This window comes from Streptomyces sp. NPDC043726, from assembly GCF_056436565.1.
In genome coordinates, this window is record NZ_JBWKCI010000003.1 from 548,738 (window position 1) to 572,394 (window position 23,657).

The window sequence follows — 23,657 nt, forward strand, 5'->3', positions numbered from 1 at the left end:
GGCGCTCAGTCCCCGTCGGGCAGGGCGACGTTGAGCGCCCAGGAGACGATCGAGATGATCAGGCCGCCGAGGACGGCGGTCCAGAAGCCCTCGACATGGAAGCTCAGGTCGAACACATCGGCGAGCCAGGAGGTCAGCAGCAGCATCAGCGCGTTCACGACCAGGGTGAACAGGCCGAGCGTGAGGATGAGCAGCGGCAGGCTCAGCAGGTTCACGACCGGCTTCACCAGGAAGTTGACCAGGCCGAAGATCAGTGCGACCAGCAGCAGGGTGCCGGCCTTCTTGCCCGTGCTGTCACCGGTGAGGGTGATCTTGTCCAGCAGCCATACGGCGACCGCCAGGGCGCCCGCGTTGGCGATCGTCTTGACTACGAAATTCTTCATGTGTCTGATCGTGGCAGACGAGATCGGAATCGAGCAGAGGGACGAGGGCGAACGACAGCGATGAAGGCATTCCGGCTGGATGAACTGGAGGCGGAGCGCGCCGCCAACGAGGGCGCCTACCTGCAGTTTCTGCGGGAGCGGAACATGTCGGTCGGTCTGTACGCGCTCGACGCGGGCGAGCACGATCCACAGAAGCCGCACAACCAGGACGAGGTCTACTTCGTTGTGAGCGGCCGCGCCGCGATCACCGTCGGCCTGGAGACGACGCAGGTGGCGCGGGGCAGCGTGGTGTACGTGCCCGCCGGTGTGGCCCACAAGTTCCATCACATCAGCGAGGATCTGCGGGTGCTCGTGGTGTTCTCTCCGCCCGAGAGCTGAGGGTCCGCCCCCGGATTCCCTAGGGGATCGATCAGGGGAGGACGGGGGGCGCGACGCGCCCGTCGGCCCCCTTCACGGCCCTAGCATCGAAGGCGGACAAGGACAGACGGGTCCGCGGACAGAGCGCGGGCCGTCCGATCGGACCCGGCACTGCGACGGGCGGAGAGGTAAGGACGAGGGCGATGGGTGAGATCTTCGCGGGACTTCCGTGGTGGGTGAAGTGGATCGCGGTGCCGGTCATCGCCCTGGTCGTGTTCGGCGGGCTGATAGCGAGCGTCGTCGGCTTCGTCATCGGGCTGCTGTTCAAGGTGCTGGTCTTCGTCGCGCTGGTGGGCGGACTGATCTACGTCGTACGGAAGTTCACCGCCAGTTCCTCTTCGCGGGGCGACTTCTGACGGAGCCGAGGGTGACCGGCGCGACCGGCGAGAGTAACCGGCGCGACCGGTCGGGGAATGCGAGGGGCAACCGCTGAGCGGTAACCAGAATCGTCGGTTCCCTCGGCCGAGGGAAGTTTTCCGGCAGGCCGTCTGCGAGCGGTGACGGACGAATAGAGTCCGGAAAATCGACGCGGGGACATCCCCCGTGAGCGGCGTACACCCCCACCCGTGTTCCCCGCACGGGCTGCCCCCTCGCGCTACGGGAGTGACCCTTGGCCACGGTTGACACCGCCTATCCCGCCACCGGAACCTGCGCCCGGCCTCCGACCCAGCCGACGGCCCAGGACTCCGCGAGCCCGCCCCACCCCGCCCAGTCGGCGACCCTCATCGGATCCGTCCAGCGCGCCATGCGCCTGCTGGAGTCCGTCGCCGAGCATGAGCACGGAGCCCCCGCCAAGCAACTGGCCAGGGAGAACGGTCTGGCGCTGCCGACCGCCTACCACCTGTTGCGCACCCTCGTCCACGAGGGCTATCTCCGGCGCGACAAGGGCCTGTTCTTCCTCGGGGAGGCGGCCGAACGGCTGGGCAGCAGCGGAGCACAGGAGAAACGTCGCACCACGGTGGCCGACGCGCTCGCGCACTGGCGGGACGCCATCGGCGTACCCGTGTACTACGCGTTGTACCGCGAGGGCGAGATCGAGGTCATGGGCGTCTCCGACACCCCGGGCAACCCGGCGGTAGAGGAGTGGGCCGACTTCCGCGAGACCGGGCACGCGCACGCCATCGGGCAGTGTCTGCTGGCCCAGGTGGACGAGGCCACGCGCCGGGACCACCTGGATCGCTATCCGGTGCAGCCCATCACCCCGTACACCGTGTGCGACGACCACACCCTGCTCCGGCGCCTCGACCGCATGCGGCGGATGGAGCTGGTGACCGAACGGCAGGAGTACGCGCTGGGGACGGTGTGCGCCGCCATTCCGATCACTGTCGGTAACACCGCTGCGACGCTGGCTCTTTCCCTGCCGGTCCACCAGGCGGGCCGACTGCTGGACGCGGCACGGCAGTTGCAGGCCGAGATCGCTCGGCACCTCGGGTCACTGGCGATCTCTATCAGTATCTGAAAACTCACTCCTTGTGATCTGCCGTGTACTTTCAGCAAGATGCCATCAAGTGCCAGGTGGATCATTCCTGGCCAAAACGACGGCAGATGACGGGGTAGGCGATGCGCGAGTCCGTACAGGCAGAGGTCATGATGAGCTTCCTCGTCTCCGAGGAGCTCTCCTTCCGCATCCCGGTGGAGTTGCGGTACGAGACCTACGATCCCTACGCCGTGCGGCTGACCTTCCATCTGCCCGGAGACGCCCCGGTGACCTGGGCGTTCGGGCGGGAGCTGATGATCGACGGGGTGGGACGGCCGTGCGGGGAGGGTGATGTGCGGGTCGCGCCCGCCGACCCCGACACCCTCGGCGATGTGCTGATCCGCCTTCAGGTCGGCGGCGATCACGCCCTGTTCCGTTCCTCCTCGGCGCCGCTGATCGCCTTCCTCGACCGCACCGACAAGCTGGTGCCGCTCGGCCAGGAGGGCGCGCTCTCCGACTTCGACGCGAGCCTGGACGAGGCCCTGGACCGCATCCTGGCGGAGGAGCAGAGCGCCGGCTGAAGCGTTACGGCTGGGCCGCGTGGGGTGCCGTAACGCTTCAGCGAGGGCTGTGGGGTTGTGCAGGAACGCTTCTTCTCCGAGCGGAAGCCTCCTGCCGCACAGCCCAGCGGGAGCCTCCAGCCCGCACAGCCCAGCGGAAGTCTCCAGCCCGCACAGTCCAGCGGAAGCCTCCTGCCGGCACAGCCGCGCGCCGGCGTCACCGCTTCCGTCGCCGCCCCCGCCCGCCACGCGCCGGAGGAGGCCCGCCGGTGGCCGTCGCGAGCTGCTTCTCGGGACGGTCCGTCGAGACCATGAGCGCCGCCAGGGCCGTCGTGACCGGAACCGAGGCGACCAGGCCGATCGAGCCGACCAGCGTGCGCACGATCTCCTCCGCCACCAACTCGCTGTTGGCGACCGTGCCCACGCTGCTCTCCGCGATCGAGAAGAGCAGCAGCAGCGGCAGCGCGGCGCCCGCGTAGGCGAGGACGAGGGTGTTGACGACGGAGGCGATGTGGTCGCGGCCGATGCGGATGCCGGCGCGGTACAGCCCGCGCCAGCCCATCGTGGGGTTGGCCTCGTGCAGCTCCCAGACCGCCGAGGTCTGGGTGACCGTCACATCGTCGAGGACACCGAGCGAGCCGATGATGATGCCCGCGAGCAGCAGACCGCTCATGTCGATCTCCGGGTACAGCCCGTGGATCAGACCGGTGTTGTCGTCGGTGTTGCCGGTGAGTGAGGCCCAGTCGATGAAGACGGAACCGAGGAGGCCGATCAGCAGCAGCGAGATCAGCGTGCCGAGCACCGCCACCGACGTACGGGCCGACAGGCCATGGCACATGTAGAGGGCGATCAGCATGATGGCGCTCGCCCCGACGACCGCCACGACCAGCGGGTTCGAGCCCTGGAGGATGGCGGGCAGGATGAACATGGTCAGCACCAGGAAGCTGATGGCCAGTGCGACCAGCGCCATGACCCCGCGCAGCCGGCCCACCACCACGACGGCGAGCGCGAAGATACCGGCGAGCACCGCCATGGGGACCCGGCGGTTGACGTCGGCGACGGCGTACTGGAGGTCCTTGGGCGCCGAGGGCTCGTAGGCCACCACGACCTTCTGGCCCTCGTGCAGCTGCCGGGACTGGTCCGGCTGCACGATCTCGGTGAAGGTACGGCCCTCGTCCTTGCCGGTGTCGACGCGGACCGTCGCCTTCTTGCAGGTGCCGTCGGCCTGTTGCTGGGCCGAGGAGCCCTCGGCCGTGGAGGTGTCGCCGGTCGGGGGGACTCCGGAGGCGTTCACCGACGAGCAGCTGACCTCCTCGACCTTGGTGACGGTCGCCTGCTCGGTCTGCCGGTCGAAGCCGACGCCGGTCCGCTCGTGCGGCGGTGCTCCGCCCGGCCACAGCACCACGAGCCCGACGACCACCGCGGCGGCGAACGGGATGAGGATCGCCGCGATCACCTTGCGCAGGTGCTGGGAGACCGGCGCCGCCGGACCGTGGGAGTGGCTGTGGGAGTGGCCGTGTCCGTGCCCCTGCCCGTCACCGCCGCCGGTGGAGCCGGAGCCGGGGCCGCGCGGCGGCTCGGGGGGGAACGGGGGTTCATGCGTCGAGGTCACCGACCGATCATCGCAAGAACGACAGGGGCCCCCTGTTCACCGCGCCCGAATTGACGCTAGCGTGGGGGCACCTTTGTACACGCGGGAGCTCGGAGCACCGGGCTGAGAGGGCGCTGACCTCCGTCCCAGCGATGTTTCACGTGGAACGTCACATGCGAGTGACTTTCCACACGGAGCATCGGCAGACGGATACGGCTGCGTCGACCGCCGAACCTGTTACCGGGTAATGCCGGCGTAGGGAGTAGGTCTCATGACCATCAAGGACGCACGCACGCCTGCCTCCGTTCAGGACGACACGTCCCAGGAGGCCGGGAAGTCCATCGGCTGGCACAAGGCGTACGTCGAGGGCTCGCGCCCCGACCTACGGGTGCCGGTCCGCCAGGTGCACCTCACCAACGGGCAGTCCGTCACGCTGTACGACACCTCCGGCCCGTACACCGATCCGCTCGTCGACACCGACGTCCGCCGGGGCCTGGCTCCGCTCCGGGAGAACTGGATCATCGCCCGCGGCGACACCGAGGAGTACGCGGGCCGTCCCGTCCGGCCCGAGGACGACGGGATCAAGCACACCTCGCCGCGAGGCGGCAATCTGCGCAACCTCGACGCGGTCTTCCCCGGCCGCCCCCGGCTGCCCCGCCGGGGCCGGGACGGACAGGCGGTCACCCAGCTCGCGTACGCGCGCCGGGGCGAGATCACGCCCGAGATGGAGTACGTGGCCATCCGGGAGAACGTCTCGCCCGAGGTGGTCCGCGAGGAGATCGCGGCCGGGCGTGCGGTGCTGCCCGCGAACGTCAACCACCCGGAGATCGAGCCGATGATCATCGGCAAGCGGTTCCTGGTGAAGGTCAACGCCAACATCGGCAACTCCGCGGTGACCTCCTCCATCGAGGAGGAGGTGGAGAAGATGACCTGGGCGACCCGCTGGGGCGCCGACACGGTCATGGACCTCTCCACCGGCCGCAACATCCACACCACCCGCGAGTGGGTGCTGCGCAACTCCCCCGTCCCCATCGGCACCGTGCCGCTCTACCAGGCGCTCGAGAAGGTCGACGGCAAGGCCGAGGAGCTGACCTGGGAGATCTACAAGGACACGGTCATCGAGCAGGCCGAACAGGGCGTGGACTACATGACGGTCCACGCGGGCGTCCGTCTGCCGTACGTACCGCTGACGGCCAACCGGAAGACCGGCATCGTCTCGCGCGGTGGCTCGATCATGGCCGCGTGGTGCCTCGCGCACCACAAGGAGAGCTTCCTGTACGAGAACTTCGAGGAGCTCTGCGAGATCCTCGCCGCCTACGACGTCACGTACTCGCTCGGTGACGGGCTGCGGCCCGGCTCGATCGCGGACGCCAACGACGAGGCGCAGTTCGCCGAGCTGCGCACGCTCGGGGAGCTCAACCGGATCGCGAAGCGGCACAACGTGCAGACCATGATCGAGGGCCCGGGCCATGTCCCGATGCACAAGATCAAGGAGAACATCGACCTCCAGCAGGAGATCTGCGAGGAGGCCCCGTTCTACACGCTCGGCCCGCTGACCACGGACGTCGCCCCGGCGTACGACCACATCACCTCCGGCATCGGTGCCGCGATGATCGCCTGGTGGGGCACGGCCATGCTCTGCTACGTCACGCCCAAGGAGCACCTGGGCCTGCCCAACCGGGACGACGTCAAGACCGGCGTCATCACCTACAAGATCGCCGCCCACGCGGCCGACCTCGCCAAGGGCCACCCCGGCGCCCAGGACTGGGACGACGCCCTGTCGGACGCCCGCTTCGAGTTCCGCTGGGAGGACCAGTTCAACCTGGCCCTCGACCCGGACACGGCCCGGGAGTTCCACGACGAGACCCTCCCGGCGGAGCCCGCCAAGACCGCGCACTTCTGCTCCATGTGCGGTCCGAAGTTCTGCTCGATGAAGATCTCCCAGGACATCCGCCGTCAGCACGGCAGTACGGCGGGGGAGATCGAGGAGGGCATGGCCCAGAAGTCCAAGGAGTTCGCGGCCGCGGGCAACCGCGTGTATCTGCCGCTCGCGGACTGACACCCCGAACTCGGGTCCACGTCAGCCGGGGCCGGGCGTTTCACGTGAAACACCCGGCCCCTCGGCCGCACCGACGCCCGCGTGCCCTTCGCCCCTCGCCGGCCGGAGCCCTTCCGGGGGCGGCGGATCAGTCGGCACACTGATCCCATGACAGCACTGAGCAAGGGCGCCAACCTTCCTGTAGACGCCACGGCGGTCCGCGTGGAGCTGACCTGGTCCGACGGGCCGGGTGTGCCCGACGTGGACGCGTCGGCGCTGCTGCTCACCGCGGCGGGGCGCGTGCGCGATGACGGGGACTTCGTCTTCTACAACCAGCCGCATCACGCGTCGAAGGCCGTGAGCCATCTGGGCAAGCAGCGGGGCGCGGGCACCACGACCGACACCGTAGGTGTGGAACTCGGGTCGCTGGAACCGGTCGTGGAGCGGATCGTGCTGTGCGCCTCGGCCGACGGCGGCACGTTCGGGCAGGTCCCGGGACTGAGGATGACGCTCGTCGACGAGCGCAGTGGCGCCGAGATCGCGCACTTCGTGATGGAGGCCGGGACGGAGACCGCCTTCATCGGCGGGGAGCTCTATCTGCGCCAGGGGAAGTGGAAGTTTCGGGCCGTGGGGCAGGGCTACGCCTCCGGACTGGCCGGGCTGGCCACGGACTTCGGCATCACGGTGGACGAGGAGGAGGCGGCCGCCCCGACGCCGGCACCCGCCCCGACGCCGGCACCCGCCCCCGCCGTACCGACGGCGCCGCCCATCCCCTCCGCACCGACGGCACCCCCCGTCGCGCCGCCCGCGCCCGCCCCGACTCCCGCCACCCCCTCCACCTCCCCCAACCTGACCAAGGGCGAGGAGCGGCTGCCGGTAGACATGCGCAAGCGGCTGGACCTGCGCAAGCAGCAGGTCGCGGTCAGTCTCACCAAGCACGGCGCGACCGGGGTCGTCGCCCGCGTCATCCTCGTCCTGGACGCCTCCGGCTCCATGTCGTTCCTGTACTCGCGGGGTGTCGTCGCGGACGTGGTGGAGCGCATGGCCGCGGTGGCCGCGCAGTTGGACGACGACGGCGAGATGCAGGCCTGGACGTTCGCCTCGAACCCGGCCCGGCTGCCCGACTTCCGGATCGGTGAGCTGCCGGAGTGGACGCGGCTGCACGTGCGGTGCGGTGAGTTGAGCCTCTTCGGCGGCAGGAAGAGGAAGAAGGGACTGGACGACAGCCAGGTCGACATGCGCGCGGTCGGCATCCAGAACGAGGAACAGAAGGTGATCGCCGAAGTCCGCGACTTCGTACGGCAGCACCCTGTATCCGTGCCCACCCTGGTGCTGTTCTTCTCCGACGGCGGCATCTACCGCAACGCCCAGATCGAGAAGGAGCTCAGGGCCGCGGTCGAGGAGCCGATCTTCTGGCAGTTCGTGGGCCTCGGCAAGTCCGATTACGGCGTCCTGGAGCGCTTCGACACCCTGCCCGGCCGCCGCGTCGACAACGTCGGCTTCTTCGCGGTGGACGACATCAGCTCGGTCCCGGACCCAGAGCTCTACGACCGTCTGCTGTCGGAGTTCCCGCGGTGGACGGTGGCCGCACGCAGCGCCGGCATCCTCTGAGCAGTCCGCGCGCGAACCGGACGACCCTGCGCGGGGCACCCCGGAAGAGCCGCCGCCGAGCACCCCGGACGTTCGGCTTGCGCTCCCCGCGACGGGGGCGCAAGCCGAGGGACCAGGGTCACTCCGGCTGGTGCTCCGGGCCCCCGAAATCCGGGCTGGTGTAGTCCGGACTGGTGAAGCTCGGGCGGGGGCCCGAGGTGGGACCCTCGCCGGGGCTGCTGAAGCCCGGGCGGTCGTAACCGAGGTTCGGGATACGGCTGGTCGGCGCCTTGGGTGCGGTGCGGTGCAGGGCCGCGGTCCCGGGGTCGGCCAGGGCGTCCCGCAGGAACGGCAGGATGCCGCGCTCCAGCAGGGCTTCTCGCCAGGCTTCCCTGGCCCGGGTCACCTCGGTGCCCAGCTCTCCGTAGGGGCCGGTGTCGAGCGCCGGCCGGTTGCGCAGAGCGGTGAGCAGCAGTCCGACGGCGGCGACGAGGATCGCTGCCGCCGTCACCGCGCCGAACACCCACCCGGTGGTGAGCATCGTCTGGGCGAACGCCGGCTCAGGGGTGAGCATCTTCAGGATGTACCCCACGAGCAGGAAGATCGCCGCGGCGATTCCGGCGAGGACGGGAGTGAGGACGGCCGCGACGGCGACGACACCCGCGCCGGCGGTCTCGGCGGTGGCCTCTCCCATGGTGGCGGCGAGCCCCATCGCGCCCGATCCCGACTCGCTGGAGCCGGACTCGCGGACGGACGACGGGGTGGACGGCGCCGGCTGGCGCAGTTCCTCGCGGACCTTCACGTAGTGCTGGTACTCGGTCGCCGCGGCCGCCGTGATGATCGCGGTGGCGTTGAGCGCCATGGTGCGCAGCTGTTCAGAGTTGAGCCGCTGTCCGACAGCGGCCAGTTCCGGTCGGGTCGGTGCGGAGCGCAGCGCCTCATCGAGGATCCGCTCGTACTCCTGGCGGTCCTCACTGTGCAGGTGCTGCGGAACGCTGTTCATGTGCATCCCCCGATGCTCCGTAGGGCTTGGGGCTCGCATGGCGACGAGCCGTCGGGCAGAAACGGAGGGGAGCCTGCTACGGATAAGCCGATGGTAGAGCGGTGACGGCACACGGTGACAGGGGGTTTCCAGAAATTGGCCCCTGGCCTGCGTTTCGTTCACGGTCGTTCCGGCCCGGGGGACACCTGCCCCCGGAACGGTCAGATATCCAGGGGGAGTTGCTGGACCAGCAGTTTTCCGGCCATGGTCACCCCGCCGTCCATCGCGATGGCCAGACCGTCGGCGTAGACGTGCGGTCCCTCGACCACCGGGCCGCCGTTGTCCTCGCCGTCCTCGGAACCGACCTCGCCCAGCAGATAGGGAATCGGGCTGTGCCCGTGAACGATGCGGGTACCCCCGTACGTATCGAGCAGGGAACGCACATGGTCGGCGCCGCCCTCGTCGCGGAAGGAGAAGCGCCTGGTGAACTTGCGGAACAGGTCCCAGCACTCGTCCGCGTCGTTACGGGTGAGCGTCTCGCGGACGGTGTCGTTGACCTCTTCGATGGAGTGGCCGTAGTCCAGGTAGGCGGTGGTGTCGGAGTGGACGAGCAGATGCCCGTCGACCTCCTCCATGGCGTCGAGCCGGGCCATCCACTGCAGATGGTGGTCCTGGAGACGGTCCATGTCGGTCTTCTGGCCGCCGTTGAGCAGCCAGGCCGCCTGGAAGGTGGCGGTGCCCGCGCCGGAGTTGACGGGGGTGTCGGAGAACCGCTTGGCACCGAGCAGCAGCAGCTCGTGGTTGCCCATCAGGGCTTTGCAGTAGCCGCCGGCCGCTGCCGCCTCGGCGGACAGCCGCATCACGAGGTCGATGACGCCGATGCCGTCCGGGCCGCGGTCGGTGAAGTCACCGAGGAACCAGAGCCGGGCCGTGCCCGCACACCAGTTGCCCGCGGAGTCGACCAGGCCCTTCTCCTGGAGAGCGGCCATCAGTTCGTCGAGGTAGCCGTGCACATCGCCCACGACGAAGAGCGGACCTGCGCCGCCGGACGGCTGCGGCACCGCCGCCGCCACCGGCTCGACGGTCACCTGAAGCGTGTCACCGCGGTTGATCACCGGCAGGTCGCGCTGGGTCGGGGTGTACCCCTCGGGGTAGGTCTCCTCCATCGGCGGCGCGATGTCGCCCGGGTGCATGCCGGGGGCGTACGGAGCGGTCTCGTGGACGTACGCGGGTACCCGGAAGTCGCGCAACGTCGCCGTCCGCTCCACCTCGGGTCCCTGACCGGCCCCCTGAGTCATCAGACCCCTCCACCATCGCGCCGCATCTGCACCGCATCGGACTGCCTGGTCGCAGCGGCCCGCGGTGTCGTGGGCCCATCATAGGAATGCCGATCGCGCCATGTGATGACCCAGGGGTGGTGAATCAGAGCAACGCTCCGGTTCACCGCGGCTTTCGCCCCGGTTGGGCAGGGCTTCTACCGTCTGCCTTCCGGTGCGGTTCTACTGCTCCTCGGGCGACCGGGGCGGACTGACGGTCGTCCTCGGCGGACGTCGCTGGGACGAGGTACGGACGATCAGCTCGGTCGGTATCACCTGCTCGACCGGTTGGTCCGATTCGACCCCCTCGATGGCGTCGATGAGGAGCTGCACCACCGCCGTGCCGATCCGGCGCGGTTTGAGCGAGAGCGTGGTGATGGGCGGCTCGGTGTTGGCGTACACGGTGGATTCGCTGCAACAGACCAGAAGCAGGTCGTCCGGTACGCGCAGTCCGTAGCGGCGGGCGGCGGCGAGCAGGTCGGTGCCGTTCGGGTCGAACAGGCCGTAGACGGCGTCCGGGCGGTCGGGGCGGGCCAGCAGCCGGTCGGCGGCCACGGCACCGGCACACGGGTCGTGGGCCGGGTACGCCTCGTACACCGGGTCCTGTCCGACCCGCTCGCACCAGCGGAGGTAGGCGGTGGTGGACAGATGGGTGTACGTGTCCGTCGTCGTCCCGGTCAGCAGGCCGATCCGGCGGGCGCCGGCGTCGGCCAGGTGGTCCAGGATGCCGAGGACGGCGGCCTCGTGGTCGTTGTCGACCCACGCGGTGACCGGCAGCGAGCCGACCGGTCGGCCGTCGGAGACGACCGGCAGCCCCTGTCGCACCAGCTCGCTGACCACCGGGTCCTGGTCGGACGGGTCGATGACGACCGTGCCGTCCAGGGCGACGTTCGACCACACGTCGTGGCGGGAGGTCGCGGGGAGGATCACGAGGGCGTAGCCGCGGGCGAGCGCGGCCGAGGTGGCGGCTCTGGCCATCTCGGCGAAGTACGCGAACTCGGTGAAGGTGAAAGGTTCATCCCCGTACGTCGTCACGGTCAGGCCGATGAGTCCTGACTTGCCGGTACGGAGGGTTCGGGCCGCGGCCGACGGGCGGTAGCCCAGCCGGTCGGCGACTTCGCGGACGTGGCGTCGGGTGGCGTCGGGGAGCCGGCCCTTGCCGTTGAGGGCGTCGGAAACGGTCGTGATGGACACTCCGGCGGCGGCGGCGACGTCTCTGATGCCTGCCCGGCCCGGCCGGTTGCCCCGGCGGGCGGTTTCCGCGCGGCTCACCTGGTGCTTCCCTGCTGCTGTCATGGCGAGCCGATAGTAGGGCTCATGCGGTGGGGTAGTGCGGACGCATATGCAGCGGTTGACAGGCACGTTTCTGCAAGGTCATGGACCGTCAATTACATTGGATTGAAAGGGAGTTAAGCGCTCCCATAGCAATGTGTAACTTGTCGGAGTGCGCACACCTGCCAAGGTTCCGATGTTTCGAAGAGGTCTCAACTCACCTTCACGGGTGATGCGCGCCACGGCGCGAGCCACCGGCGCATAGATATATGTGCGACGCGCCCCCGATTCGTACGGCTTCGCGCTGTGATGCCCCTGATGCCGGTGTGACGGACGGGGTCCGGAGCCCCGCGATACGAAGGTCTGCTCTCACCTGTACGCAGCCGGGCCGAATCCTCATAAGGTGAGAAGCATTGGAAGCCGGTGGTGACGATGGCCGCCGGTGGTCGCGAGGAGGACTGCGGTGAGCGAGACGAGCCCCAAGCTGCGCGCCGAGCTGGAGGGTATCCCCACCTACAAGCCGGGCAAGCCCGCCGCGGCCGGCGGCCCGGTCGCCTACAAGCTGTCCTCCAACGAGAACCCCTATCCGCCGCTGCCCGGGGTGATGGAGAGCGTGACGGCCGCGGCCGCCGCCTTCAACCGCTACCCGGACATGGCGTGCACGGGCCTGATGAACGAGCTCTCCGAGCGCTTCGGCGTCCCGCTCTCCCACCTGTCCACCGGCACCGGCTCGGTCGGCGTCGCCCAGCAGCTGCTCCAGGCCACCTCGGGCCCCGGCGACGAGGTCATCTACGCCTGGCGCTCCTTCGAGGCGTACCCGATCATCACGCAGATCAGCGGCGCGACCTCGGTGCGGGTGCCGCTGACCCCCGGTGACGTGCACGACCTGGACGCGATGGCCGACGCGATCACCGAGCGGACCCGGCTGATTTTCGTCTGCAACCCCAACAACCCCACCGGCACGGTCGTGAAGCGACCCGAGCTGGAGCGGTTCCTGGACCGGGTGCCCGGCGATGTGCTGGTGGTGCTGGACGAGGCCTACCGCGAGTTCATCCGCGACCCCGACGTGCCGGACGGCGTGGAGATCTACCGGGACCGGCCGAACGTCTGCGTCCTGCGCACCTTCTCCAAGGCGTACGGCCTCGCCGGGCTCCGGGTCGGCTTCGCCATCGCCCATGAGCCGGTCGCGGCGGCCCTGCGCAAGACCGCGGTGCCCTTCGGCGTCAGCCAGCTCGCACAGGACGCGGCGGTGGCCTCGCTGCGGGCGGAGGACGAACTGCTGGGCCGGGTGGGCTCGCTGGTGTGTGAGCGCAATCGCGTGGTCGACGCGCTGCGCGCTCAGGGCTGGACGGTGCCCGAGACCCAGGCGAACTTCGTGTGGCTGCGGCTGGGGGAGCGCACGGCCGACTTCGCGGCGGCGTGCGAGCGGCACGGTGTGGTGGTCCGGCCGTTCGCGGGCGAGGGTGTGCGGGTGACGATCGGCGAGACCGAGGCGAACGACATCTTCCTGAAGGTGACGGAAGGGTTCCGCAAGGAGCTGTAGCTCTCCCGCCGTCGGTCGGTCCGACCGGGCGGGAGCGCTAGTCCTCCACCGCTTCCACCCGGACGGGATCCCCGTTCCGTACGGTCGCCAGCAGTCGCGGGTCCCCGTCGAGGCGGCCCAGGACGTTGCACGGGCTCGCGAGGCGGCATTCGTCGCCTCGCGAGATCGGGGTGGGGCCGTAGGGGAAGGCGAGGGCGTCCCCGTCCGTCCAGAAGGCCACCGTGCCCGGCTCGACGACCTGCCGGGCGTCGGTTTCACGTGGAACCTGGACGCCGGTGTCGAAGTAGACCTCCTCGCCCCAGGTGCGGGCGGTGGAGGCGAGCGGCAGGGCCTTGGCGAGGGCCTGGGTGGTCGGGGTGTCGTCGAGTGTCGCGGTGAGGTGTCCCGCGGGCCAGGAGATCCGTATCTGCATGAGGGGCAATTCAACAAGATGTTGAATTCGCTGCCAAGACCCTGACGGTGAGGCGCTAGGGGGACCCCCCTGCGCATGTCGAAAATCAGTACGTCATAATTGCTTGTGAATGTGAACGCGTTCACAAGCGTGTCCGGATTGATCCCGTGATGAGCGGGACATCAGGGGCAAACTGCCGCTGTACCGGCGACGTAAGGAGACTGACGACGTGGACCTGGCTCTGGCGCCGGAGACACTGGCGCGATGGCAGTTCGGCATCACCACCGTCTACCACTTCCTCTTCGTCCCCCTGACGATCTCTCTCGCCGCCCTGACGGCCGGCCTGCAGACCGCCTGGGTGCGCACGGAGAAGGAGAAGTACCTCAGGGCCACCAAGTTCTGGGGCAAGCTCTTCCTGATCAACATCGCGATGGGTGTCGTCACCGGCATCGTGCAGGAGTTCCAGTTCGGCATGAACTGGTCCGACTACTCCCGCTTCGTCGGTGACGTCTTCGGCGCTCCGCTCGCCTTCGAGGCCCTGATCGCCTTCTTCTTCGAGTCCACCTTCATCGGTCTGTGGATCTTCGGCTGGGACAAGCTGCCGAAGAGGATCCACCTCGCCTGCATGTGGATGGTGTCGATCGGCACGATCCTGTCGGCCTACTTCATCCTCGCGGCCAACTCGTGGATGCAGCACCCGGTCGGCTACCGGATCAACGAGGCCAAGGGCCGGGCCGAGCTCACCGATTTCTGGCTGGTTCTGACCCAGAACACCGCGCTGGCCCAGGCCTTCCACACGCTCTCCGCCGCCTTCCTCACCGGTGGCGCGTTCATGGTCGGCATCTCCGCCTTCCACCTGCTGCGCAAGAAGCACATCCGCGAGATGAAGACCTCGCTGCGGCTCGGCCTGGTCACCGTCGCCGTCGGCGGTCTGCTCACGGCGGTCAGCGGTGACGTCCTCGGCAAGATCATGTACGAGCAGCAGCCGATGAAGATGGCCGCCGCCGAGGCCCTGTGGGACGGCGAGGCGCCGGCGCCCTTCTCGGTCTTCGCCTACGGCGACGTCGAAAAGGGCCACAACACGGTCGCCATAGAGATCCCGGGCCTGCTGTCCTTCCTGGCCAAGGACGACTTCAGCTCCTACGTCCCGGGCATCAACGACGTACAGAAGGCCGAGGAGGCGCAGTTCGGGCCCGGCGACTACCGGCCCAACATCCCCGTCGCCTACTGGGGCTTCCGCTGGATGATCGGCTTCGGCATGACGTCGTTCACCATCGGCCTCGCAGGACTCTGGCTGACCCGCAAGAAGTTCATGCTCCCGCAGCACCTGCGGGTCGGTGACGACGAGGTGCCGAACCTGGTCCTGTTCCGCAAGAAGGCACTCGGCCCGAAACTCACCCAGTGGTACTGGCGCATCGCGATCTGGACCCTGGCCTTCCCGCTGATCGCCAACTCCTGGGGCTGGATCTTCACCGAGATGGGCCGCCAGCCGTGGGTGGTCTACGGCGTCCTGCGCACCCGTGACGCGGTCTCCCCCGGGGTCTCCCAGGGCGAGGTGCTCACCTCGATGATCGTCTTCACGACGCTCTACGCGATCCTCGCCGTCGTCGAGGTCAAGCTGCTCGCCAAGTACGTCAAGGCCGGCCCGCCCGAGCTCACGGAGGCCGACCTCAACCCGCCCACGAAGATCGGCGGCGACTCGGCGGACGCCGACAAGCCGATGGCCTTCTCGTACTAGGCCGAGGGAGCTGAACAGTCATGGAACTGCACGACGTCTGGTTCGTCCTGATCGCCGTCCTGTGGACCGGCTACTTCTTCCTGGAGGGCTTCGACTTCGGGGTCGGCGTCCTCACCAAGCTGCTGGCCCGGAACCGGCCCGAGAAGCGGGTCCTGATCAACACCATCGGCCCGGTCTGGGACGGCAACGAGGTGTGGCTGCTCACCGCGGGCGGCGCGACCTTCGCCGCCTTCCCCGAGTGGTACGCGACCCTCTTCTCCGGCTTCTATCTGCCCCTGCTGGTCATCCTGGTCTCCCTGATCGTCCGGGGCGTGGCCTTCGAGTACCGGGCCAAGCGGCCGGAGGAGAACTGGCAGCGCAACTGGGAGACAGCGATCTTCTGGACCTCGCTGATCCCGGCGTTCCTGTGGGGTGTGGCCTTCGGCAACATCGTGCGGGGCGTGAAGCTCGACAGTAGCCACGAGTACGTCGGTGACGTCTGGGACCTGCTCAACCCGTACGCCCTCCTCGGCGGCCTGGTGACGCTGACGCTGTTCACCTTCCACGGCTCGGTGTTCGTGGCGCTGAAGACGGTCGGGGACATCCGGGAGCGGGCACGCAGGCTGGCCCTCCAGGTCGGTCTCGCCACGGCCGTACTGGCCCTGGTCTTCCTGCTGTGGACGCAGGTCGAGAACGGTGACGGGCAGAGCCTGGTCGCCCTCGTCGCCGCGGTGAGCGCGCTGGTGGCGGCGCTGGCGGCCAATCAGGCCGGGCGCGAGGGCTGGGCGTTCGCGCTGTCCGGTGTCACCATCGTGGCCGCCGTGGCGATGCTGTTCCTCACGCTCTTCCCGAACGTCATGCCCTCCTCGCTCAATGAGGAGTGGAGCCTGACGGTCACCAACGCCTCGTCGAGCCCGTACACCCTGAAGATCATGACCTGGTGCGCCGTGATCGCCACACCGATCGTCATGCTCTACCAGGGCTGGACGTACTGGGTGTTCCGCAAGCGGATCGGGACGCAGCACATCGCCGCCGACGTCACTCACTGAGGTGTGTTTCACGTGAAACCGATCGATCCGCGTCTCCTGCGCTACGCCCGGGCCACCCGCTTGTTCCTGACGGCCGTGGTCGGCCTGGGCGTCGTCGGGGCGCTGCTGGTCGTCGCGCAGGCGATGCTCATCGCCGAAGTGGTGGTGGGGGCCTTCCAGCACGGGCTGTCGGTGAGCGGACTCACCACTCCCCTGCTGCTGTTGGGGGCCGTCGCGGTCGGCCGGGCGGTGGTGGCCTGGCTGACCGAGCTGGCCGCGCACCGGGCGAGCGCGGCGGTGAAGTCGGAGCTGCGGGGGCGGCTGCTGGAGCGAGCCGCCGCCCTCGGACCGGGGTGGCTGAGCGGGCAGCGGACCGGTTCGCTGGTCGCCCTCGCCACGCGCGGTGTCGACGCCCTCGACGACTACTTCTCGCGCTATCTGCCGCAGTTGGGGCTCGCGGTGGTGGTGCCGGTGGCGGTGCTCGCGCGGATCGTCACCGAGGACTGGGTCTCGGCGGCCATCATCGTCGGGACCCTGCCCCTCATCCCGGTCTTCATGATGCTGATCGGCTGGGCCACGCAGTCCCGGATGGACCGCCAGTGGCGGCTGCTGTCCCGGCTGTCCGGGCACTTCCTGGACGTCGTCGCGGGACTGCCCACGCTGAAGGTGTTCGGCCGGGCCAAGGCGCAGGCCGACTCGATCCGCCGGATCACCGGCGAGTACCGGCAGGCGACGATGCGGACGCTGCGCATCGCGTTCCTGTCCTCCTTCGCGCTGGAACTGCTGGCCACGATCTCCGTCGCGCTGGTCGCGGTGACGATCGGCATGCGGCTCGTGCACGGCGAGATGCACCTGTACGACGGCCTCGTCATCCTCGTCCTGGCCCCCGAGGCGTATCTGCCGCTGCGGCAGGTGGGCGCGCAGTATCACGCCGCAGCGGAAGGACTCGCCGCCGCGGAGGAGATCTTCGAGGTGCTGGAGACGCCGGTCCCGGCGTCGGGGAGCGCGGCTGTCCCCACGGGCGCGGTGGCGTTCGAGGGGGTCACCGTCCGGTACCCCGGGCGCTCCGGGGACGCGGTGTCGGACATGTCCTTCGACGTCGAACCCGGCGAGACCGTGGCGCTGGTCGGGCCGAGCGGCGCGGGCAAGTCGACGCTGCTGAACGTCCTTCTGGGGTTCGTACGGCCGACCGAGGGGCGGGTGCGGATCGGGGGAGCCGATCTCGCCTCGGTGGACTTGGAGGCGTGGCGCTCGCGGATCGCGTGGGTGCCGCAGCGCCCGCACCTCTTCGCCGGGACGATCGCCGAGAACGTACGGCTGGCGCGGCCCGACGCGGACGACGCCGCCGTGACACGGGCGCTGGCGGACGCCGGGGCACTGGAGTTCGTGACCGCGCTGCCCGAAGGTGCGGACACCCTGCTGGGTGAGGACGGCACCGGGCTCTCCGCCGGGCAGCGGCAACGGCTCGCGCTGGCCCGGGCGTTCCTCGCGGACCGGCCCGTGCTGCTGCTCGACGAGCCGACGGCGGCGCTGGACGGAGCCACCGAGGCGGAGGTCGTGGCGGCCGTACGACGGCTGGCGGCCGGGCGGACGGTCCTGCTGGTGGTGCACCGGCCGGCACTGCTGGGGGTGGTGGACCGGGTGGTGCGGCTGACGGAGGCCGCCGCCGTACCGGCTCCGGTGGCACCGGTCGGAACCAAGCCGCCCGCGGCGCACGCCATCGAGGAAGCGGTGGCGGAGACCCCGGCCGCCGAGGTGACACCGGCACCGGCGACGGGCGGGGTTCTCACCCGCGTGCGGGCCATGTCCGGTGCCCGGCGCGGCAGGCTCGCGCTCGCTCTGCTGCTCGCCAGTCTCGCGCTCGGGAGTGCCGTCGGGCTGATGGCGACCTCCGGGTGGCTCATCTCGCGGGCCTCGCAGCAGCCGCCCGTGCTGTATCTCATGGTCGCCGTGACGGCGACACGTGCGTTCGGGATCGGGCGGGCCGTGTTCCGGTACGCCGAGCGGCTGGTGTCGCACGACGCCGTGCTGCGGATGCTCGCCGACACCCGGGTCGCCGTCTACCGGCGCCTGGAGCGGCTCGCGCCCGCCGGACTGCGCACGGCCCGGCGCGGCGACCTGCTCTCCCGGCTCGTCGCCGATGTGGACGCGCTTCAGGACTACTGGCTGCGCTGGCTGCTGCCCGCCGGTGCCGCGACCGTCGTCTCCGCCGTGTCCGTCGGTTTCACGGCCTGGCTCCTGCCCGAGGCGGGCGCGGTCCTCGCCGCGGGACTGCTCGCGGCCGGCGTCGGCGTCCCCCTTCTCACCGGTGCCGTCGCCCGACGCGCCGAGCGCCGACTGGCCCCCGCCCGGGGCGTGCTGGCGACCCGCGTCACCGATCTGCTCACCGGAACCGCCGAGCTGACCGTCGCCGGCGCCCTGCCCGCCCGTACCGCCGAGGCACGGCGGGCCGACGGGACCCTCACCCGGATCGCCTCCCGCGCCGCCACCGCCACCGCGCTCGGCGACGGACTCACCGCGCTGCTCTCGGGCCTCACCGTCGCCGCCACGGCCCTCGTGGGCGCCCAGGCGGTCGCCGACGGACGGCTGAGCGGGGTCGCCATGGCCGTGGTCGTCCTCACCCCGCTCGCCGCCTTCGAGGCCGTCCTCACGCTGCCGCTCGCCGTGCAGTACCGGCAGCGGGTGCGCAGGAGCGCCGAGCGGGTGTACGAGGTGCTCGACGCCCCGGAGCCCGTACGGGAACCGGAGCGGCCCCGGCAGGCCCCCGCTTCGCCCTTCCCTGTCGTCCTCGAGGGCCTGACCGCCCGTCACGCGGGGCAGGACCGGGACGCGCTGGCCGGGCTCGACCTGACCCTGCGGAAGGGCCGCCGGACCGCCGTCGTCGGGCCCTCCGGCTCCGGCAAGACCACGCTGGCCCAGGTGCTGCTGCGCTTCCTGGACCCGGGCTCGGGCGCGTACACGCTCGGCGGTGTCGACGCCCGTGCCGTGGCGAGCGACGACGTACGACGGCTGGTGGGGCTGTGCGCCCAGGACGCGCACCTCTTCGACAGCTCGGTGCGCGAGAACCTGCTGCTCGCCAAGAAGGACGCCGGCGACGGCGAACTGCGCGACGCCCTCCGGCGCGCCCGGCTGCTGGAGTGGGCCGAGAGACTGCCCGACGGGCTGGACACGCTCGTCGGCGAGCACGGGGCCCGGCTCTCCGGCGGGCAGCGGCAGCGGCTCGCGCTGGCCCGCGCCCTGCTCGCCGACTTCCCCGTGCTCGTGCTCGACGAGCCCGCCGAGCATCTCGACCTGCCCACCGCAGACGCCCTCACCGCCGATCTGCTGGCCGCCACCGAAGGCCGTACGACCTTGCTCATCACCCATCGGCTGGCCGGTCTCGAAGCCGTCGACGAGGTGGTCGTGCTGGACGCGGGACGGGTGGTGCAGCGTGGCTCGTACGCGGAACTGGCGGCGGTGGAGGGGCCGTTGCGTGCGATGGCGGAGCGGGAGGCGGAGGCTGACCGGCTGGTCTCCGTCGTCTGAGCGGCCGTTCGGCTCTCCGGGACACAAGCGGCTCATCACTCTCGGACACGGCGTCGGTGCGGCGGTGGGCGGGAGGCGGTGGGCGGGAGGCGGTGGGCGGGAGGCGATGGTGCGAGAGGCGCCGAACTGACCCGTCCGGGCCAACCGTTCCCCCGCCCGTACGACTTGAACAGGACCGGGTGCCCCCGCGCGGGTCACGATCGCTGACATGCGCTCATCTCGCCGTCATCCGCTGCTCGTTCCGGCGCTGCTCTGCGCGCTCGCCGTGCTCGCGGCCCGCCCCACCGACGCCGCCGAATCCGGCGAGGACCACGGGAACCACTCCGGGAGCGACTCCGGGCTCAGCGCCGAGGTCGCGCGGCTGTACGAGGAGGCGGCCGTCGCGACCCAGCAGTACGAGGCCGGGCGCGTGGAGGCCGAGGGGCAGCGGGCCCGGGCCCGGCATCTGGAGGGGCTGCTGGACCGCCAGCGGCGGGAGATCGGCGTCCTGCACGAGGACCTCGGGCGGATCGCGCGCTCCCAGTACCGCGACGGCGGCGGGATGCCGGTCACCGCACAGATCATCCTCGCGAACACGCCCGAGGAGCTGATGCGCGGTCAGCATGTCTTCTCACGGACGAACTTGGCGGTCAACAACGCCATCGAGAAGAGCCGCCGCGCCGAGGCCCGGCTCGCCGCCGACGAGGAGAAGGCCGCGGCGGCCTGGCGGGACCTCGACCGGCGGACCACCGAACTCGCGGCCCTGAAGAAGGACATCGAGGGCAAACTGGAAGAGGCCCGCTGGGAGCTGCAGGGCCGCGCGGACGCCTCGGTGGCGGCCGGTTCCTGCCGGGGCGCGGTACGGCTGGACCAGCCGGACATGAACTTCAGCAGCCGCTGGGTCGCGCCGGTGGAGACGTACGAGCTGTCCGCGTCCTACGGCAGCGGTGGTGAGCGCTGGGCACGCCGGCACACCGGACAGGACTTCGCGGTGCCGATCGGCACCCCGGTGCGCGCGGTCGGCGAGGGGCGCGTGGCGCGGGTGTCCTGTGGCGGCCCCTTCGGCATCGAGGTCGTGCTGGAGCACGGGGACGGCTACTACACGCAGTACGCCCATCTCGCCGCCGTCGCGGTCGACCAGGGCGAGCGGGTGACCACGGGCCAGTGGATCGGCCAGTCCGGCACCACCGGCAACTCCACCGGACCGCACCTGCACTTCGAGGCCCGCGTCACCCCGGAGACGGGCTCGGCGGTGGATCCGTCGGCCTGGCTGGCCGCCCGTGGCGTGCCCCTCGGGTGACCCGTGGCCGCAGGCTAACGCTCGGCCAGCAACTGTTCGATGACGACCGCCACACCGTCGTCGTTGTTGGCGACCGTCCGCCCGGAGGCCGCGGCGACGACGTCCGGGTGGGCGTTGCCCATCGCGTAGGACCGGCCGGCCCAGGTGAGCATCTCGACGTCGTTCGGCATGTCCCCGAAGGCGACGACCTCTTCGTGCGAGATCCCGCGCTCGGCGCAGCACAGAGCGAGCGTGCTGGCCTTGGAGACGTCGGGCCCGCTGATCTCCAGCAGGGCGCTGGGGCTGGAGCGGGTGACGTTGGCGCGGTCGCCGATGGCCAGCCGGGCCAGGGTGAGGAAGGCGTCGGGGTCGATGTCGGGGTGGTAGGCGAGGATCTTGAGCACGGGCTCGTCGGCGTGCGGGGCGTCGTCGGCGAGCAGCCGCTCGGCGGGCGCCAGGCTGTCCGGGATCTCCATGTGCAGCTTCGGATAGTCCGGCTCCTGGTGGAAGCCGTACGTCTGCTCGACCGCGTAGACCGTGCCGGGCGCCGCGTCCCGCAGGTTGCGTACGGCGTCCAGGGCGTTCTGCCGGGCCAGCTTGCGGACCTTCACGAACCGGTGGGCGCCGGGGCCGCCGTGCAGGTCGACCACGGCGGCGCCGTTGCCGCAGATCGCCAGGCCGTGGCCGTGGACATGCTCGCTGACGACGTCCATCCAGCGGGCGGGCCGGCCGGTGACGAAGAAGACCTCGATGCCCGCCTCCTCGGCGGCGGCGAGCGCCGCGACCGTGCGCGGGGAGACCGACTTGTCGTCCCGCAGCAGGGTGCCGTCGAGATCGGTGGCGATCAGCCGGGGCGGAAGGGCGGCGGCCGGGGTCTCGGGCTCTCGAGTCGCTGAGGTCACCGGGCCATTGTCCCGCATATGCCCGCACGGCCGTGCGGGACTGCGCACATGTGAGAAGGAACGCCCCGAACCCGTGCTGATGCCCCGCGCTCGTCCCCCTTGCCCCGTGCCCGCGCTCGTTCCCCGCTCCCCGCCCCCGGCCCGCGTCGCGGCTCAGTAAAGCTGGGCCAGAGCCTCCATCGCGATCTGCTCGAAGACCTTCTCGTCCGCGGCGAAGTCCGAGTCCGGGATCGGCCAGTGGATCACGATCTCGGTGAAGCCCAGTTCGCGGTGGCGGCCCGCGAAGTCGACGAACGCGTCGAGGGACTCGAGCGGACGGGCCCGGTCGGGAGTGAAGCCGGTGAGCAGGATCTTGTCCATCGCGGACACGTCCCGGCCGATCGCGGCACAGGCGTCGGCCAGCTTGTCGATCTGCCCGCGGATGGCCTGGACCGACTGCTCCGGGGTGCCGTTCTCGTACAGCTTCGGGTCACCCGTGGTCACCCAGGCCTGCCCGTGCCGGGCGGCGAGCCGCAGTCCGCGCGGACCGGTGGCGGCCACCGCGAACGGCAGCCGGGGCCGCTGGACGCAGCCGGGGATGTTGCGGGCCTCGTGGGCGGAGTAGAAGTCGCCCTCGTGGGAGACGGCGTCCTCGGTGAGCAGCCGGTCCAGGAGCGGCACGAACTCGGCGAACCGGTCGGCCCGCTCGCGGGGCGTCCAGGGGTCCTGGCCGAGCGCGGTGGCGTCGAAGCCGGTACCGCCGGCGCCGATACCGAGAGTGACGCGGCCCCCGGAGATGTCGTCGAGCGAGATCAGTTCCTTGGCCAGGGTCACCGGGTGCCGGAAGTTCGGCGAAGTCACCAGCGTGCCGAGGCGCAGCCGCTCGGTGACGGCCGCGGCGGCGGTCAGCGTGGGCACGGCACCGAACCACGGGCCGTCCCGGAAGCTGCGCCAGGACAGGTGGTCGTAGGTGTAGGCGGTGTGGAAGCCGAGCTGTTCCGCCCGCTGCCACGACGCACGGCTCCCCTCGTGCCAGCGGCGGTACGGGAGGATCACGGTGCTCAGACGCAGACTCATGGTTCGAGCGTATGCGGCCGATCGTGTTTCACGTGAAACAGTCACTCCGCGTGACCGCGCCCCGACGGGAAGCGCAGATATGCGGGCGGCACCGCCTTGGTCAGCCATACGCCGTTGGCGCTGACATGGAACACATGCCCGTCGCGATGCATGGCCCCGGCATCGACCGAGAGGACGACGGGACGGCCGCGCCGGGCCCCGACACGGGTGGCCGTCTCGCGGTCGGCCGACAGGTGCACGTCGTGCCGGTTCATCGGCCGCAGCCCTTCGGCCCGGATCGCGTCCAGCACGGGCGCCACCGTGCCGTGGTAGAGGTACGGCGGTGGCGTCGCCGCGGGCAGGCCCAGTTCGACCTCGACGCTGTGGCCCTGGCTGGCCCGGATCCGGGTGCCCTCGACCGCGAAGCGGCGTTTGTCGTTGGTGGCGACCACGTGGTCCAGCTCCTGCCTGGTGAACCGGAACCCGTGGGCCGCCGCCGCGGCGATCAGGGTGTCGATCTCCACCCAGCCGGCCTCGTCGAGCGTGAGGCCGATGCGCTCGGGCTGGTGGCGCAGATGCTTCGAGAGGTACTTCGACACCTTGACCGTGCGGCGGTCGTCCATCGGTCTTTCCTTCATGTCCTCAGCGTGCGGGCAGAGACGCGGATCACGCGAATGATTTTGCCGCCGAGG

20 protein-coding genes are annotated in these 23,657 nt (G+C 70.3%); 11 read left to right on the top strand and 9 right to left on the bottom strand.

Translation table 11 applies throughout. The annotated features are described in order from the left end of the window. Positions 1–5 precede the first annotated feature (5 nt). Positions 6–383 (bottom strand): phage holin family protein, encoded by a 378-nt coding sequence (locus tag AC068Z_RS11430; RefSeq protein ID WP_478554394.1) that lies wholly within the window; start codon positions 381–383, stop codon positions 6–8. Between the two features lie 60 nt (positions 384–443). On the opposite strand from AC068Z_RS11430, the gene AC068Z_RS11435 reads away from it, so the two are divergent. The 4 genes from AC068Z_RS11435 (at position 444) to AC068Z_RS11450 (ending at position 2,798) form a co-directional block, all read left to right on the top strand. After that, positions 444–761, top strand: a complete 318-nt coding sequence (locus tag AC068Z_RS11435) for a cupin domain-containing protein (protein WP_478554395.1) — start codon at positions 444–446, stop codon at positions 759–761. Between the two features lie 182 nt (positions 762–943). Next, positions 944–1,156: a DUF5326 family protein gene (locus AC068Z_RS11440; RefSeq protein WP_451718111.1), complete on the top strand. Its 213-nt coding sequence runs from the start codon at positions 944–946 to the stop codon at positions 1,154–1,156. Between the two features lie 254 nt (positions 1,157–1,410). Further along, a complete protein-coding gene (locus AC068Z_RS11445) occupies positions 1,411–2,259 on the top strand; it encodes an IclR family transcriptional regulator (RefSeq protein ID WP_478554396.1) in 849 nt (282 codons plus the stop codon). A gap of 101 nt (positions 2,260–2,360) precedes the next feature. Then, the gene (locus tag AC068Z_RS11450; protein ID WP_451718106.1) at positions 2,361–2,798 is read left to right on the top strand and encodes an SsgA family sporulation/cell division regulator; all 438 of its coding nucleotides are present in this window, start codon (positions 2,361–2,363) and stop codon (positions 2,796–2,798) included. A gap of 196 nt (positions 2,799–2,994) precedes the next feature. Here AC068Z_RS11450 and AC068Z_RS11455 read toward each other — a convergent pair whose 3' ends face one another. Then, the gene (locus tag AC068Z_RS11455; protein ID WP_478554397.1) at positions 2,995–4,389 is read right to left on the bottom strand and encodes a YibE/F family protein; all 1,395 of its coding nucleotides are present in this window, start codon (positions 4,387–4,389) and stop codon (positions 2,995–2,997) included. Between the two features lie 250 nt (positions 4,390–4,639). Here AC068Z_RS11455 and thiC point away from each other — a divergent pair, with 250 nt between their 5' ends. Both thiC and AC068Z_RS11465 read left to right on the top strand, forming a co-directional pair. Continuing rightward, a complete protein-coding gene (gene thiC, locus AC068Z_RS11460) occupies positions 4,640–6,427 on the top strand; it encodes a phosphomethylpyrimidine synthase ThiC (protein WP_478554398.1) in 1,788 nt (595 codons plus the stop codon). Between the two features lie 147 nt (positions 6,428–6,574). Beyond that, positions 6,575–8,017: a VWA domain-containing protein gene (locus tag AC068Z_RS11465; protein WP_478554399.1), complete on the top strand. Its 1,443-nt coding sequence runs from the start codon at positions 6,575–6,577 to the stop codon at positions 8,015–8,017. A 118-nt stretch (positions 8,018–8,135) separates the two neighbouring features. Here AC068Z_RS11465 and AC068Z_RS11470 read toward each other — a convergent pair whose 3' ends face one another. The 3 genes from AC068Z_RS11470 to AC068Z_RS11480 form a co-directional block, all read right to left on the bottom strand. Beyond that, on the bottom strand, positions 8,136–9,005 hold the full coding sequence (locus AC068Z_RS11470) for a hypothetical protein (protein ID WP_478554400.1): 870 nt from the start codon (positions 9,003–9,005) through the stop codon (positions 8,136–8,138). 194 nt (positions 9,006–9,199) lie between these two features. After that, entirely contained in the window at positions 9,200–10,276 is a 1,077-nt protein-coding gene (locus tag AC068Z_RS11475) for a metallophosphoesterase (RefSeq protein WP_478554401.1), read from the bottom strand. Between the two features lie 201 nt (positions 10,277–10,477). Beyond that, positions 10,478–11,590 (bottom strand): LacI family DNA-binding transcriptional regulator, encoded by a 1,113-nt coding sequence (locus AC068Z_RS11480; protein WP_041819657.1) that lies wholly within the window; start codon positions 11,588–11,590, stop codon positions 10,478–10,480. A gap of 439 nt (positions 11,591–12,029) precedes the next feature. On the opposite strand from AC068Z_RS11480, the gene hisC reads away from it, so the two are divergent. Next, positions 12,030–13,109: a histidinol-phosphate transaminase gene (hisC, locus tag AC068Z_RS11485; protein ID WP_478554402.1), complete on the top strand. Its 1,080-nt coding sequence runs from the start codon at positions 12,030–12,032 to the stop codon at positions 13,107–13,109. A gap of 37 nt (positions 13,110–13,146) precedes the next feature. On the opposite strand, the gene AC068Z_RS11490 is transcribed toward hisC, so the two are convergent. Continuing rightward, positions 13,147–13,521, bottom strand: coding sequence for a cyclophilin-like fold protein (locus tag AC068Z_RS11490; RefSeq protein ID WP_478554403.1), 375 nt, complete (start codon positions 13,519–13,521; stop codon positions 13,147–13,149). Between the two features lie 208 nt (positions 13,522–13,729). Between AC068Z_RS11490 and AC068Z_RS11495 the strand changes: the two genes are divergently transcribed. From AC068Z_RS11495 to AC068Z_RS11510, 4 genes are all read left to right on the top strand, one after another. Next, positions 13,730–15,238, top strand: a complete 1,509-nt coding sequence (locus AC068Z_RS11495) for a cytochrome ubiquinol oxidase subunit I (RefSeq protein WP_478554404.1) — start codon at positions 13,730–13,732, stop codon at positions 15,236–15,238. A 20-nt stretch (positions 15,239–15,258) separates the two neighbouring features. Then, on the top strand, positions 15,259–16,266 hold the full coding sequence (gene cydB / locus AC068Z_RS11500; protein ID WP_478554405.1) for a cytochrome d ubiquinol oxidase subunit II: 1,008 nt from the start codon (positions 15,259–15,261) through the stop codon (positions 16,264–16,266). 12 nt (positions 16,267–16,278) lie between these two features. Continuing rightward, positions 16,279–19,770, top strand: coding sequence for a thiol reductant ABC exporter subunit CydD (gene cydD, locus AC068Z_RS11505; RefSeq protein ID WP_478554406.1), 3,492 nt, complete (start codon positions 16,279–16,281; stop codon positions 19,768–19,770). A gap of 208 nt (positions 19,771–19,978) precedes the next feature. Further along, complete coding sequence (locus AC068Z_RS11510; protein ID WP_478554407.1) at positions 19,979–21,049, top strand: M23 family metallopeptidase; 1,071 nt, start codon at positions 19,979–19,981, stop codon at positions 21,047–21,049. A 14-nt stretch (positions 21,050–21,063) separates the two neighbouring features. Here the strand turns inward: AC068Z_RS11510 and AC068Z_RS11515 are convergent, their stop codons facing one another. The 3 genes from AC068Z_RS11515 to AC068Z_RS11525 form a co-directional block, all read right to left on the bottom strand. Then, positions 21,064–21,948 (bottom strand): Cof-type HAD-IIB family hydrolase, encoded by an 885-nt coding sequence (locus AC068Z_RS11515; protein WP_478554408.1) that lies wholly within the window; start codon positions 21,946–21,948, stop codon positions 21,064–21,066. A gap of 135 nt (positions 21,949–22,083) precedes the next feature. Next, a complete protein-coding gene (locus AC068Z_RS11520; protein WP_478554409.1) occupies positions 22,084–22,986 on the bottom strand; it encodes an LLM class flavin-dependent oxidoreductase in 903 nt (300 codons plus the stop codon). A gap of 41 nt (positions 22,987–23,027) precedes the next feature. Continuing rightward, the gene (locus AC068Z_RS11525) at positions 23,028–23,588 is read right to left on the bottom strand and encodes an RNA 2'-phosphotransferase (RefSeq protein WP_478554542.1); all 561 of its coding nucleotides are present in this window, start codon (positions 23,586–23,588) and stop codon (positions 23,028–23,030) included. Positions 23,589–23,657 lie beyond the last annotated feature (69 nt).

Excerpts from the sequence above, each read along its gene's own strand:
- AC068Z_RS11430 (WP_478554394.1), bottom strand. The coding sequence starts at position 383 with ATGAAGAATTTCGTAGTCAAGACGATCGCCAACGCGGGCGCCCTGGCG.
- AC068Z_RS11435 (WP_478554395.1), top strand. The coding sequence starts at position 444 with ATGAAGGCATTCCGGCTGGATGAACTGGAGGCGGAGCGCGCCGCCAAC.
- AC068Z_RS11440 (WP_451718111.1), top strand. The coding sequence starts at position 944 with ATGGGTGAGATCTTCGCGGGACTTCCGTGGTGGGTGAAGTGGATCGCG.
- AC068Z_RS11450 (WP_451718106.1), top strand. The coding sequence starts at position 2,361 with ATGCGCGAGTCCGTACAGGCAGAGGTCATGATGAGCTTCCTCGTCTCC.
- thiC (WP_478554398.1), top strand. The coding sequence starts at position 4,640 with ATGACCATCAAGGACGCACGCACGCCTGCCTCCGTTCAGGACGACACG.
- AC068Z_RS11465 (WP_478554399.1), top strand. The coding sequence starts at position 6,575 with ATGACAGCACTGAGCAAGGGCGCCAACCTTCCTGTAGACGCCACGGCG.
- AC068Z_RS11470 (WP_478554400.1), bottom strand. The coding sequence starts at position 9,005 with ATGCACATGAACAGCGTTCCGCAGCACCTGCACAGTGAGGACCGCCAG.
- AC068Z_RS11475 (WP_478554401.1), bottom strand. The coding sequence starts at position 10,276 with ATGACTCAGGGGGCCGGTCAGGGACCCGAGGTGGAGCGGACGGCGACG.
- AC068Z_RS11480 (WP_041819657.1), bottom strand. The coding sequence starts at position 11,590 with ATGACAGCAGCAGGGAAGCACCAGGTGAGCCGCGCGGAAACCGCCCGC.
- AC068Z_RS11490 (WP_478554403.1), bottom strand. The coding sequence starts at position 13,521 with ATGCAGATACGGATCTCCTGGCCCGCGGGACACCTCACCGCGACACTC.
- cydB (WP_478554405.1), top strand. The coding sequence starts at position 15,259 with ATGGAACTGCACGACGTCTGGTTCGTCCTGATCGCCGTCCTGTGGACC.
- AC068Z_RS11510 (WP_478554407.1), top strand. The coding sequence starts at position 19,979 with ATGCGCTCATCTCGCCGTCATCCGCTGCTCGTTCCGGCGCTGCTCTGC.
- AC068Z_RS11515 (WP_478554408.1), bottom strand. The coding sequence starts at position 21,948 with ATGCGGGACAATGGCCCGGTGACCTCAGCGACTCGAGAGCCCGAGACC.
- AC068Z_RS11520 (WP_478554409.1), bottom strand. The coding sequence starts at position 22,986 with ATGAGTCTGCGTCTGAGCACCGTGATCCTCCCGTACCGCCGCTGGCAC.
- AC068Z_RS11525 (WP_478554542.1), bottom strand. The coding sequence starts at position 23,588 with ATGGACGACCGCCGCACGGTCAAGGTGTCGAAGTACCTCTCGAAGCAT.